Origin of the sequence: Aneurinibacillus thermoaerophilus (genome assembly GCF_900099925.1) — a bacterium.
Classification (GTDB): Bacteria; Bacillota; Bacilli; order Aneurinibacillales; family Aneurinibacillaceae; genus Aneurinibacillus; species Aneurinibacillus thermoaerophilus.
The window spans coordinates 1-12,451 of record NZ_FNDE01000054.1 but is presented as its reverse complement, the minus strand read 5'-3'; the positions used below and the strand labels follow the sequence as shown (position 1 = coordinate 12,451).

General features: G+C 40.0%; 11 protein-coding genes and 2 pseudogenes. 1 reads left to right on the top strand and 12 read right to left on the bottom strand.

Translation table 11 applies throughout. From position 1 onward, the window contains the following. Nucleotides 1–437: 437 nt before the first annotated feature. The 9 genes and pseudogenes from cas2 to BLR88_RS17435 form a co-directional block, all read right to left on the bottom strand. On the bottom strand, nt 438–701 hold the full coding sequence (cas2, locus tag BLR88_RS17475; protein ID WP_057899890.1) for a CRISPR-associated endonuclease Cas2: 264 nt from the start codon (nt 699–701) through the stop codon (nt 438–440). Nucleotides 702–704: 3 nt separating this feature from the next. Then, nucleotides 705–1,688, bottom strand: a complete 984-nt coding sequence (cas1b, locus tag BLR88_RS17470; RefSeq protein ID WP_057899891.1) for a type I-B CRISPR-associated endonuclease Cas1b — start codon at nt 1,686–1,688, stop codon at nt 705–707. Continuing rightward, the gene (gene cas4, locus BLR88_RS17465) at nt 1,682–2,197 is read right to left on the bottom strand and encodes a CRISPR-associated protein Cas4 (RefSeq protein ID WP_057899892.1); all 516 of its coding nucleotides are present in this window, start codon (nt 2,195–2,197) and stop codon (nt 1,682–1,684) included. The genes cas1b and cas4 overlap by 7 nt, the downstream gene beginning before the upstream one ends. A 13-nt stretch (nt 2,198–2,210) precedes the next feature. Next, nucleotides 2,211–4,409 carry a CRISPR-associated helicase/endonuclease Cas3 gene (locus tag BLR88_RS17460; RefSeq protein ID WP_057899893.1) on the bottom strand — a complete coding sequence of 733 codons (2,199 nt, stop codon included), beginning with the start codon at nt 4,407–4,409 and terminating at the stop codon, nt 2,211–2,213. Nucleotides 4,410–4,425: 16 nt separating this feature from the next. Beyond that, a complete protein-coding gene (gene cas5b / locus BLR88_RS17455; protein WP_057899894.1) occupies nt 4,426–5,142 on the bottom strand; it encodes a type I-B CRISPR-associated protein Cas5b in 717 nt (238 codons plus the stop codon). Between the two features lie 3 nt (nt 5,143–5,145). Next, entirely contained in the window at nt 5,146–6,036 is an 891-nt protein-coding gene (cas7i, locus tag BLR88_RS17450) for a type I-B CRISPR-associated protein Cas7/Cst2/DevR (RefSeq protein ID WP_057899895.1), read from the bottom strand. Next, entirely contained in the window at nt 6,033–7,859 is a 1,827-nt protein-coding gene (locus tag BLR88_RS17445; protein WP_091261409.1) for a Cas8a1 family CRISPR/Cas system-associated protein, read from the bottom strand. The genes cas7i and BLR88_RS17445 overlap by 4 nt, the downstream gene beginning before the upstream one ends. 7 nt (nt 7,860–7,866) lie before the next feature. After that, nucleotides 7,867–8,541: a CRISPR-associated endoribonuclease Cas6 gene (gene cas6, locus BLR88_RS17440; protein WP_254778364.1), complete on the bottom strand. Its 675-nt coding sequence runs from the start codon at nt 8,539–8,541 to the stop codon at nt 7,867–7,869. Between the two features lie 503 nt (nt 8,542–9,044). Next, nucleotides 9,045–9,223, bottom strand: a pseudogene (locus BLR88_RS17435) (sugar diacid recognition domain-containing protein). A 358-nt stretch (nt 9,224–9,581) separates the two neighbouring features. Here BLR88_RS17435 and BLR88_RS17430 point away from each other — a divergent pair. Beyond that, complete coding sequence (locus tag BLR88_RS17430; protein WP_057899898.1) at nt 9,582–11,075, top strand: peptide MFS transporter; 1,494 nt, start codon at nt 9,582–9,584, stop codon at nt 11,073–11,075. 100 nt (nt 11,076–11,175) lie between these two features. Here the strand turns inward: BLR88_RS17430 and BLR88_RS17425 are convergent, their stop codons facing one another. The 3 genes and pseudogenes from BLR88_RS17425 to BLR88_RS20700 form a co-directional block, all read right to left on the bottom strand. Continuing rightward, a complete protein-coding gene (locus tag BLR88_RS17425) occupies nt 11,176–11,283 on the bottom strand; it encodes a helix-turn-helix domain-containing protein (protein WP_082706208.1) in 108 nt (35 codons plus the stop codon). A gap of 35 nt (nt 11,284–11,318) precedes the next feature. Then, nucleotides 11,319–11,498 (bottom strand): IS3 family transposase, encoded by a 180-nt coding sequence (locus tag BLR88_RS20705; RefSeq protein WP_082706107.1) that lies wholly within the window; start codon nt 11,496–11,498, stop codon nt 11,319–11,321. A 169-nt stretch (nt 11,499–11,667) separates the two neighbouring features. Beyond that, nucleotides 11,668–11,797 (bottom strand): annotated as a pseudogene (locus BLR88_RS20700) (DDE-type integrase/transposase/recombinase); the annotation flags it as partial. Nucleotides 11,798–12,451 lie beyond the last annotated feature (654 nt).

The following is a 12,451-nucleotide window of genomic DNA, read 5'->3' as shown; positions in this document are numbered from 1 at the left end:
GATTTATATCCCACTACGTTCATATAAAACGCCGTACCGTGTATGTCAAGCGGAAGGGTAAACTCAATTTATATCCCACTACGTTCATATAAAACTGTATGGTGCCGATGGTCGGAGTCGAACCGACACTCCCGATTTATATCCCACTACGTTCATATAAAACTGTGATACGACCTCGCCTCCCTCGGCGCTACGGTCAAATTTATATCCCACTACGTTCATATAAAACCCTAAAAATAAAACAGCGAAAATCATTAATTTGCCGGGGTCTTTATCACCTAAAAAACAATCAAAAATCAGCTTTTTTGCAGTAAGCCAGCAATTCTATTTTTAACCTCACAGAAAAAAAGGCCAAAACCATTGCGATATACGTTTTCATACTCACTCTATCTAAAAACCCGGTTTACTGCAAACCCTTCTAAAACTTCCCTTACATACTATAAAAACATCTCCTCAAAACTTTTCTCCTGTCCATACACCCGCTTCACGATATTTCTCGGATTTTGCACCTCATATACATAAATCGAATCTTCCCGCTTATCCATTATCTTCTCCAATTCCGTCAGACACTTCACTAACTTTCCCTTTGTAATTTCGCCTTCAAACACCGAATTCTGCGTCCACATCAAATATTGTTTCAACTTCTTGCATACTTTATGTACCCGCTTCTCACCCACATCGTATGTCACAATTACAAACATCTTCTACCACCATGCCTTTAGCGGTTTATACAAAGTATCTCCGATAAAATGCTTAATCAGTTTATAACACTCCAGTCGGATGAAATAGCGATATGACACTTTCCTTTTCAATGTTCGATGCTGCACAGTTGTTTCTAACTTCTTTTCCCATTCAGCCAAAAACTTCTTCCGTCCTTCTTCATTCAGGAACACGATGCCTTCCATCTCATCAAAGTGCTTAAGCGTAATTACTCTATTATTAACCAACGAAGCAATCAATGTGTCTACCAATAACGGCTTAAAAATTTCAGCTAAATCTAGACTTAACGAGAAACGCTTGCTGGAGGGCTCATGAAGAAAACTAATGGTAGGATCCAACATCGTCTTATACATTTCCGACAAAATCTCAGTATACATTCGACTATTCCCGAACGAAATTAACGCATTCAACGGATCAGTCGGTGGACGCTTCGTCCGCTTTTCAAATGCAAACTCCGGCTTCAACATCACATTAAATGCCTGATAATACTCTTGCCGAATACGCCCCTCAATCCCCATCAATTCCGGAATTTTCGCTGTATCCTCCAGTTTGGCAGCTTCTTTTTCAATTGCTCGTATAATTTCTTCTGTTTTTTCCTTATGCCGCCGCAAATTGCGCAGCATATGATGAATTCCTCCATACAAAAAACTTCTAGCAAGATACAGCCGCTTCTCCCTATTTAAATAATGAACACTCTGCTGAACCACTGTATAACCCGACACATTTTTCTCGCGTGGATAAAATGTCCCAACATAGTAATCATGATAATTATAAAAGTGCAAACAAACTCCATACTGTGCCAGCAAGTTGAGCAGCGCTGAATTTACGTCTACCTGCCCAAAAATATGCAAGTTTTCAATTTGTTCAATGGGCAATGATTTTTTCTTTCCTTCTGCGTCAACGAAATATAATGTATTATCCTTACGCTGCAATCTCCCGGTTGAAAAAATATAATGATCTTTTAACATTCTTCATCCCGCTCCATTGCAAAACAAAATTCATAGTATGCACATTTCGAACAATATCGCAGCTTTTTCAAACCAGGCGGCCTGGGCCGCTGCAAAATACGCTTGATACCAGCCAATGCTTCAATCACTTTTGCTTCCTCGGCTTCTGTAAGTTCAACAACTTCCGTATCTCGCTCTTTCGTATAGCTAATAAGACCTTTCTTTTCGACACCACGCTGCTTTAACTGATACAGGTAATACAGCATCTGCATTCGATCTGCTTCGCCCATTTTGCTGGAGATTTTTACTTCACGAACATATTCCCCATCAAACGCATCAATTTTAAACGTATCATCAATAAGAATTTCTTTCTGTTCGAGTTGTGGATAGGCACGCTCATGCAGCATTTTCCCTTCCATAACACGATCGTTAGTCTGTTCCATTGTGATCCCTTTAGAAAAGAGCCATAGCTTTCGCTGACATACGCTATAATAGTGCACCTGAAGTCCTTTGATATCTGCTTCCACCATCGGTCTCCCTCCATCAAGAGAACATGGTTATTTCTATGTCACTGACAATACCTCGCCCCTGCCTACTTTCTCTGTCAAATTCATATCCACAATGCAAAATAAAAATATTGTCTAATCCCGACAAAGTAGAAAGCTTATCTTCCGCCTGAAAACGATAAACTCCTATTGACTTTGCTTCAATTTTTCTACGAATCTCCTGACGCCGCTTCCAATCAACTTGACATTTCTCATACTCTTTCACTAAATCAAATATCTCATCAAAAAAACACTCTGGAATTACCTGAACCGTTTGAATATCCCGTAACTTCTTCTGTGCTTCCTGTCCTGTTACCTCATAAAAATCTAAAAAATCAAATTCATGAAGCGCCTCTTCAAACTCTCGCAAAAACGCTGTATTCGCCAGACTCTCTCGACTGTACAAACGCTGTACCATCTCAACTTTCGCCTGTTCATCAAGGATGCGGCCCTGATATGGCTGAAGTAAGGCGAGGCCCTTTTTTACAAGATCGGCATCATATATGTATCCAAGCCCTGCCACATCTTCTGTAAACACATATACATTTGGTTGAACCGGACTGCGCTTACCATTCCGATAGCACCGCCCTAACCGTTGGAAAAAGCTGTCCAATGTTGAAATTTCTGTGTATAAATAATCAAAGTCAATATCAAGACTTGCTTCTACCAACTGCGTCGTAACCCAAACCCCACTTCTCCGTGGTTCACCCGGTTTGGGCTTGTTGAACGATTTAATTTCTTCCTCCAGAAGTTTTCTGTCTTCCTGTGTAAATTGTGAATGCAACAAATATACGTTAGCTTCCGGATCGACTTTCCTCAGTTGTTCATACATCTTTACCGCTCGGCGCACCGTATTCACAATGACCAGCACTTGTGTATCTTTTGCCTGTTCGATGATTTCTTCCCCTACCTCTGTAATTCCCTCCTGACGCAGACAAATTCGATGCCGGGTAATATCCTGATTAATGAACTTTCCTACATCACTCTCCGTAATAATATTACGTTTTTTAAGTTCGTCCAGATAAATAGTAGGCAACGTTGCGGTCATCACCATAAATTTGCCACCAATTTTATGAATCATTTCCAATGCTTTAATAAGCATCGCGGCAATTTTAGGCTCATACGCTTGAATTTCGTCAATTACCACTTTGGCATTTGCCATGGCGGCCAGTTCTTTTTCAAATCCGCGATAACCAAATGGAAACTTCAAAATCTGATCTATTGTCGTCAACAATAGCTTGGACGATAAATGACGTGAATGGCGATAAATGTCCTCCCACTTCTCATCCAGCTCTTCTTTCTCTTGAAGGTAATCATTGCTAGTGGAGTGAAGCAGGCCCAGCGCTTCTGGGTGATAGTTAATTTCTTGGGGGCTGAGGATACGATCATAAATCGCATTAATGCTAACGCGCAACGGAAGGGTAAAAAACCCTTTATCTTCATTAATCCACAACAATGCAGCTTCTGTTTTCCCCATTCCGGTCTGTGCAATAACAATAATACTTTTATCTGTATTTGCTTCTGCAAATTGCTGCAACTCGTTTTTCGCATATCCTTTGTGCTCCATATACGCGGTTACCTGTGCTCCGATATGCTTATCCGCATGTAACTCGATATCAACACCCGCTGAAGCCGCATGATCTATGCGATGCACAAGCCCTTTAAGCAGCACATATTTATAAAAATCATCGTCGAACTGACTGTATCGCTTGGACAATCGGGCAATAGACTTATATGAAAACGTTTCTGGAATGTCCAATTTCATATGATCAATTAATTGTGGTAGATATGGGCGCATCTCATTCTCTAGAATTTCTTCAATTTTCTCTTTATCTGGTAGTTCACTTCGCTCATGATGGTACCCTACAGCATGAATTAACAAGCGACTTTCTTCTTTGGTTAACTTATATTTCTTAATAGGAATCATACCAACCGACAAATAGTTATGCGGCACAGAATATGTAATAGTATTTGGAAGTTTCTTCTCCCCTAGCTGTTTACGCAACCGATTTTGAAAACCGGGCCATGCTTTTCCTACATCATGATACTCTACTGCCAAACGTAACAATTTCCACATGCGTTCATCCATGTGGACAAAACGAGAACCATACGTACTTTTCAACCGTTCTAATTCAGCTACCAGACAATCCGTATGTTCACGGATTGTCTGGACAGGCTTGGTTTTGGCATAAAACAATGCCCATCACCCTTACTTACAAATTATAGAAAATGAGGTTGCCATCCTGATCCTGTAACACATCATCATCGGCATCAAATTCAAGACCTGAAACCGCTAATACATAACCAACATCAATTTTCTCCCAGCGGCGAATCCCGTTTTTGATCTCATACTTCCAGTTCAGTTGATACGGTACAGCATTTAGTTCCGTCTCCAATGAGTTGAGCACATCCCGCAAAATATAGGCATTATATTTTAAACGAATACGTTCCTCTATTTCCTTTACTTCCACTAGTTCATACTCATCAATCCGTACTAGGTCTTCCCAGCGTCCCAGACTCCAGTGAGTATTTCCGTTTTCGATAGCCGCAACAATAGCCTCCAATACTTCCGGTACTGCTTCCACATGAATTAATAACTGCACACCATACAGAAGATGCATATAGAGTGGCATTTTGGTCATGTGCTCATATTCATACGGTTTCGACGCTAATCCATCCAGTACAAGCGGAAACTCGGCTACATCTGTTTTCTTAAAAAAATAGTGTGCTTGATAGTCGACCATCTTTGCTTCGTATGTTCCCTGGATGCTGAGACGCATCGGGATAAACTCATTTGCTCCCAACATTGCATGCAACATACCCTTTACTGTTGCATATGGCGGCAAAGGATATGTTTCTCCTACTTTAAACGCCAGCGGCTTTTTATAACATGCCGTTTCTTGATATAGTTTCAACCGCAACGCCTTCATTGGTTATCCCCCATAAAACGCTGCAACTTCTTTTTGAATATGCTGAAAGAACGCCTCAATGGACACGACTCGATCCCCAAATGTTGTATGGTATTCCTCTTCATTACCAAATATGCCAGATACCATACCAATACGTGTCCGCTCGCCAACTGGTTCTCCGGCAAATGTTTGCTCCATTGTTGATTCCAGTGGCCTCGTGTCAATCTCCCACTTTTCACTGCTCTGTTTCAACTGCACTTTGCCAAGAAAAAATGGATTCGCCGCCTTATATACGCCGCCAATAACAAACAAAGGAGCGAGGCTTTCCTGACGACCACGAATATCACGATTTAAGAATTTTAATATTTCCAAAAATTGCCGCATCCTCTCTGCTTTTTGTTCATTAGGTAATTCTACTTCACCATCAACCCCGACACGGCTTAAATCGACTGTTACCGTATATGTATATAGACTAGCATGCTGCTCAATATTAGCCAGATTCGGCATTTGATCAATTCGGCTCGCAAGTCCCATATTATTCAGGAACTCTAAATCCCCTCTGTACGGTTCAAGCGAGATTGCGTGACTCAAGCGCACGACTGCCGGACGCTTTTCTGACTTTTGTGATGTTTTCAAGTAACCAAATAAATCCATTTCAACTGAATCGTTAATTGTAACATCTTTGCGAAACTGAACAACACCGCCTTTTTCTTTCGCTACCGTATCAAGATTCCAGCCATACCACTGGTTACCAAGTCGTACTATATCATAGCGAAGACTCTGGCGCGAAGCGAACGAATATACCTCCCCATTGGAACGATGAAGCTTTTTCAATTCGGAAATGTTAGCAATTCCTTCTCCGTAATTCAATGAATTCCCCTCAAACACAATGGTCATCGTTAAAGCCTGTGTCATACGCTTGCTTCCTCCCTATCTTTTTGTTTTTCATTTTCACTTGACAACATTCCGGCAATAAATGCGTTAGCCGCTGTCGTAAAATCCATTTCTCGTTCATGCATCGCATGTAAGAATACAGTCGGCACCGGCTTATCTACTGACATATACACACGCAACAGCGTGTCCATAAAACTATCTTTATTGTTCGCTTTCGTTGCATTCAACAGACGATACGCAATTCCGGCCACTTTCTTTCCTGCACTAGCACTGTATGTATCTTCGCTTTCTCGGGCTTTTCCCGCTTGCTCAAATGCTTTGCGAATGTCACGTCCACTATTAAAAAATGCCGCAACCCGATTATCCTGCTTTTTCATATCCTTCTCTCCTCTCTTATAGCATTCAATTCTATGCCGTTCTCTTACCGCAATATATACCCCAAGCCCGGAACCACCTTTTTTGATAACATGCCGCAAGTACTTAAAGATAACATGCTTCGTATCCATTCCCTGCAAAGCATTTCGGATAAAATGTTCCCGATATTCGTATGGCGAAATATGCTCCAATTTCTCCCCGTACTCTTGAAAATATTTCGCCAAATAGTGTGGAATATGATAGTAATCAAGCAACGTTCGTTTACTTTGATAATTAGCCGACATTTCAAGAAAAAACAGATGTTGCATAATATATTCACTTTCTTTTCTAATACCTCGAACTAGGCGGCTCACAATCTTTTCAAATGACTGTGACTGTTTTTTCAACTGTTTAAAATGTTCATTTTTCTGAAAAATTTCTTTAAACTTTTCATCTGTATGCACAAATCCCGCATACAATCGCACCTCGCCCTGATCATCAAACCCGTCTTTTCGGTAATACATCGTTGCCCCTAGCGGCACACAAAAAAGCACCAATTTTGCCAGCGAAGAAATAGGCAAAGCACGGTTCTTCTCTAAATCCCAGAAGAAGTTAGCTGCATTCTTACTAGATACCCCCAGCGGCGAAAACATCATCTCTTCAAAATTTTGAAAAGCAGGCTGTCCCGCGGCTAATGTACATTCCGGCACTTCTTCTTTCATATAATTGCGTATAAATATAATGTCTTTTTTCTTCCATGCCTTTTTCAATGTACGAAACGGCGAGTAATCCGCATGTTCATCAAGAAATGCCAGCACATCCTCCCCTGTTTCCGTCTTGTTAATAACTTCTAATAGCTGAATATCATTTTGTACAGGTAACACATAGTCTTTATAAAACAAATCAATATGCCCTGATAAATCGAGGCTATTTTTGGCTACATTAAGAAAAGAGGGCTGTCCAAAGAACGGAGATAAGATAACGCTCTTGAAATAATTCAACGTCAGCTTGTCGTTAATTTCTTTCTGTTTTACTACGTTATAATAATCATGGATGCATACTTGTAATTCTTCTAGTTGATCGTGGTGTTTTATTTCTTTGAGGCGGTTCTGGATGTCCTGCAAAGCAGCTTCTGCCGGAGTGTCTGTGAAATATTTGAGAATTTTCTTAGTGGAGTCAGCGATTGTTTTCTTAATAGATGCCAAAGCATCTGAGAAACGCTCTTTATTTTTTCCGTATTTTAGATTGTTCTTCAATCGTTCGTAGTCTCGTTCAGCAACGCTATATTCATCAATGAGGTAGGAAAAAAAGATTTGCGGAAGATATCCTAACGCAACAGGCTCTATTTCCAGTCCACTGTCTGTTTCACGAACAGTCCCCCTGTGTTCGTCAGGAATTATGTTGTGTTTTTCACCATATATGTACAATCGCTGCAATCCGACCAACGCCATCGACATCAGCCAATCACTTGCATACAAGCGAAGTACCATACATTTCTCATCCCCTTATTACATCTACAAGTCCAAACCCTTGCCCTCTTCTCTTCCCCATGCCCAACTGATACAACAACTGCAAATCTTCCGGATGTCCTTCCAGTCTTAATTGTCCCTGATATGTTGTGAAATAAAGATAGCGATTCGGACCATGTGTTTCCGTAAATACATGATTGGATTCTTTAATAACCTTTTTTTGCATTGCCAATGGCGTAACAATCAAAGACTCCCGCAGTCCTTTTCCTCTATATTCACGTAAAATGGTATCTGCCATGTACGCAAAATGTTTGGCGAATTCCGGTCGTTCAGGCGAAACCGGCTTCCGATTTTCATCTTCAATGAGAAGCGGTGACTGCGTCTTTACAATAATTGATCGATTACGAATCGTTTGTTCTGGTAGCATCCGAACACGTCCCCGAATAAACTCATATTGTTTATATCGGAACCAGGACACTTTCCGCAGGCCGTTATAAAAATGGAGCATAAATTCAAAATCCGGAGAGCTAAAAGTAAGAACCAATTCATCAAGATAGATCTCATCTTCCGCAAAGCGAAAGTTTTTTAAGTACGGCGCAAATGTAAACGGCTTTAAAACAGCCTGATTTGTTTCATATAGCTTTCGATAGTACTTTTCATTCGCTTGCTGGAGGCATTCTTTGACAAGAGAGACAATAATCATCCGATAGGAAATAGGTATGACTTTTGTTTTTAGAGAAAAAACGATCCGCATATTCCCCTTTTACATACGTTTAAACAAATTTTTTCTTCTGAACATGTAAATGAATGTGAAAGAAGCGTTACCCAATATTCATCTCCACATGTTTGAAACATATGAAAAAATCACAGCCTTTTTCGATGATCTGTATGATCTCATGAGGAAAAATGGTAAAAAATCAAAGAGATATAATAAGAAAAGTCCTCTTAAGATTTCAGAAGCGTTGCCAAGTTGATTCGCGATAGGTTGGTGGATAACAGATAGGGGGCTCTTTGGCATGGAGAAAAATAGTGATTATAGATAAAGAATAGATAAAAGGTTCAAAAACTAAAAGCTTTTGAACCTTAACTTGATAGCCATGGGGTCACCCTCATTTTTTTATGTTAGATATGTTAGATAGAGTGACGAATAAAACGTTATTAATAATCCATGTACATATGACCTACGAAACTCCTATTTGATAATTATTAGATTTTTCTTGTACGCCCAAAAAATGTTACGGCCCGTTCGTCAATTTCAACGGTCTTATTCTCCTTTGGTACTAACAATGCTCCCTCATGAACATCGCCAATTCTCTCTTTATCGCCAAAGCCAATAATGACCCTTCTCGGTTCATCACGTTAATATTTCTCCCTAAAATTTTCATCGTCCGTTCGACGATTTCTTGCGCTAGCTCTTTCGTAAATGGATACAACGCTTCTCCCTTCTTCTTCACAATTTTTATAAATGCTTGTTTTTATCATCACGATTGTAGAACGACTATCGCACCGATGCCGGCATTTCGCCAATAAGATGAAATCATAAGTCCTTTTTAAACTCCTAAAGGAAATAATATCTATTCCACCATAATTAACTTATTATTCTAAAAAAATATTATTTACTTTACTTAATTATTTACTTTAAAATTAATTAAGTATTACATACATTTCCACTTCATTCATTTAAAAATATTTTGTCAATATAGAAAAGAAAAATTATTATAGTTGAATAAAGGAGGTTGTTTTATGTCAAATTCAAACAAGCAGAAAATTGTTTCAAGCGTTCCTCAACAAGGCTTTTTTGGCCATCCTAAGGGGCTGTTCACCCTTTCCTTTACCGAATTTTGGGAACGCTTCTCGTATTACGGAATGAGGGCAATCCTCGTTTTCTATATGTATTATGAAGTATCAAAAGGCGGATTGGGGCTTGATGAAACCACTGCTCTTGCTATTATGTCGATTTACGGATCGCTAGTGTATATGTCGAGTATCATCGGCGGCTGGCTGGCTGACAGAATATTTGGTACTTCTAAAGCCGTGTTTTACGGTGGAATATTAATTATGTTTGGTCATATTGCTTTGGCGATACCTGGAAACATAACGATGTTCTTCGTTTCCATGGTCTTGATCGTGCTTGGCACAGGGTTGCTGAAGCCTAACGTTTCCAGCATTGTAGGGGATATTTACAGCGAAGAAGACAATCGTCGCGATGCGGGATTCAGCATTTTCTACATGGGAATCAACCTTGGCGGATTCCTTGCTCCATTAATTGTGGGAACGGTAGGAATGAAATACAATTTCCACTTAGGTTTCAGTATCGCCGCTGTCGGCATGTTTTTAGGATTGTTAGCTTTTATTTTCACCAAGAAAAAAAATCTTGGCCTTGCCGGTACATTTGTGGCAAATCCTCTGTCACCGGCCGAAAAGAAAAAAGTTTTCACCTTGATTGGCGTTGGGGCCGCTCTTATTGCTGTCTTGATCGTTATCGCAATTTCAATGAATCTGCTGACATTTGATACCTTTATTGCTCTTGTGGGAATTCTCGGCATCGTAATTCCAGCGATCTATTTCATTGTTATGTACCGTAGCCCTAAAACAACAGCAATAGAGCGTTCACGTGTTATTGCTTATATTCCGTTATTTATCGCTTCCGTGATGTTCTGGGCTATTCAAGAGCAAGGATCGACCATCCTTGCCAATTACGCGGATAAACGCACACAATTAGACTTTGCAGGAATCCATATTTCGCCTGCTTGGTTTCAATCGTTAAACCCGTTATTTATTATCCTGTTCGCCCCTGTGTTTGCCTGGTTATGGGTGAAGCTCGGAAGCCGTCAGCCATCGATACCTAAAAAGTTCTCTTTAGGCTTGTTGTTCGCAGGCTTATCATACATTGTCATTCTTTTGCCAGCTTACTTTGGCGGCGACGATTCATTAGTGAACCCGTTATGGCTCGTTCTTAGCTATTTAATTGTTGTATTTGGAGAATTATGCTTGTCACCTGTAGGGCTATCGGCTACTACAAAATTAGCACCTGCCGCCTTCTCGGCGCAAACGATGAGCTTATGGTTTTTATCCAATGCCGCCGCGCAAGCGATTAATGCGCAAATTGTCAAATTTTATACACCTAAGACCGAAATGATTTACTTTGGCTTCATTGGCGGAGCAGCCATTCTCTTTGGCATTCTCCTCTTCGCGCTATCGCCAAAAATTGAAGGCTATATGAAAGGTGTAAAGTAAACTTTTATTTACAAGCGACCGTTGAGGATTTACCAAACACGGCTTAAAAATTTTTTTCGTAACTTTTTCTTCACTACCACAGATTTCTATAGTGAGAGGATTACTCCACCTCAATTAACTCCTGAATATCGATGTCTAACACTTTACACAGTTTCTCCGATGTTGAGAGGTAGACTCTGTCTACTTGGTCTGAACAAAGATGGCTGATATTAGGTCAATAAAGTAGACACAAAAACTTTTAAACTAGGCTGTTTTCTTGAAGTACATACGTTCGTATTCAGAAGGCGAAAAGTACTCTGTTGCCGAATGAATCCGTTTATTGTTGTAAAAAATTTTAGTATACTCAAATAAGCTTTTCTTGGCTTTTTCTCTTGTTCTATATATATGTCTGCTGGTAGATGAACTCTCGTTTGAGAATGCCATGAAAGGACTCAATACAAGCGTTATCGTAACAGTTTCCCTTTCAACTCATACTGCAACGCATGCCGTATCGTATAAGGCGTGCCTGATATTCTTTTGAAACATACTGACTGCTTCGATCGGAATGATGTAGAACAGTACCCTTCGGTTTTTGACGGATATAAGCTCAATCCAGTGCCTGAAGGACAAGCTCTTTCGTCATCTGGCTATCTACGTGCCATCCTACGATTACGGGAATATAAATCCATCACACTGGCTAAATAAAGCCAGCCTTCGCGAGTAGGAATGTACGTAATATCCGCTTCGGGAAACTTGAAACACCCGGCACATCTTCTCCACCCGAAACGTGTGGCGATGTTGATGAATAAAGGCAAAAATTATCGCTGGTCTTTGGCGAAGATGTGCATGGCCTTTTTTAAAAATAGCATTTTCTTCTTCTAGGTCACGAATTCGCTTTTGAAGCTCGGAGAGCTGGTGATTTTCTCTTCGGAATTTCTGCTTGCTATCTCAGGTTCTTGTTTATACTTCTTCACCCAGTTATTCATGTATTTTTACTAATTTGCAACTCTCCCGCTACTTGAATGACACCCTTCCCCTCTTCATATAATATAGCGAGCGGTTTGGCGTTTGAATTCTTCATCATATTGTCTTCTCATACGAACAACTCATGTATACATAATGTGTGTCCACTTTTTAGTCTAACATCAGATTAGATATCTTAGTAGTTTGATTTAGATCCCACTACGTTCAGATAAAACAGGTATTTCGTGAATTGCCGTATTTGCTCACAGTTGTTTTATATCCCACTACGTTCAGATAAAACTATCCGAATGATTTTTTTTCCATTTTTGTAGCATACAACTTTATATCCCACTACGTTCAGATAAAACTGTCGATATTATCCGAATCCTAATGACGGTGGCGCCTTTATATCCCACTACGTTCAGATAAAACAT

Excerpts from the sequence above, each read along its gene's own strand:
- cas2 (WP_057899890.1), bottom strand. The coding sequence starts at position 701 with ATGTTTGTAATTGTGACATACGATGTGGGTGAGAAGCGGGTACATAAA.
- cas1b (WP_057899891.1), bottom strand. The coding sequence starts at position 1,688 with ATGTTAAAAGATCATTATATTTTTTCAACCGGGAGATTGCAGCGTAAG.
- cas4 (WP_057899892.1), bottom strand. The coding sequence starts at position 2,197 with ATGGTGGAAGCAGATATCAAAGGACTTCAGGTGCACTATTATAGCGTA.
- cas5b (WP_057899894.1), bottom strand. The coding sequence starts at position 5,142 with ATGAAGGCGTTGCGGTTGAAACTATATCAAGAAACGGCATGTTATAAA.
- cas7i (WP_057899895.1), bottom strand. The coding sequence starts at position 6,036 with ATGACACAGGCTTTAACGATGACCATTGTGTTTGAGGGGAATTCATTG.
- BLR88_RS17445 (WP_091261409.1), bottom strand. The coding sequence starts at position 7,859 with ATGGTACTTCGCTTGTATGCAAGTGATTGGCTGATGTCGATGGCGTTG.
- cas6 (WP_254778364.1), bottom strand. The coding sequence starts at position 8,541 with ATGATTATTGTCTCTCTTGTCAAAGAATGCCTCCAGCAAGCGAATGAA.
- BLR88_RS17430 (WP_057899898.1), top strand. The coding sequence starts at position 9,582 with ATGTCAAATTCAAACAAGCAGAAAATTGTTTCAAGCGTTCCTCAACAA.
- BLR88_RS20705 (WP_082706107.1), bottom strand. The coding sequence starts at position 11,498 with ATGGCATTCTCAAACGAGAGTTCATCTACCAGCAGACATATATATAGA.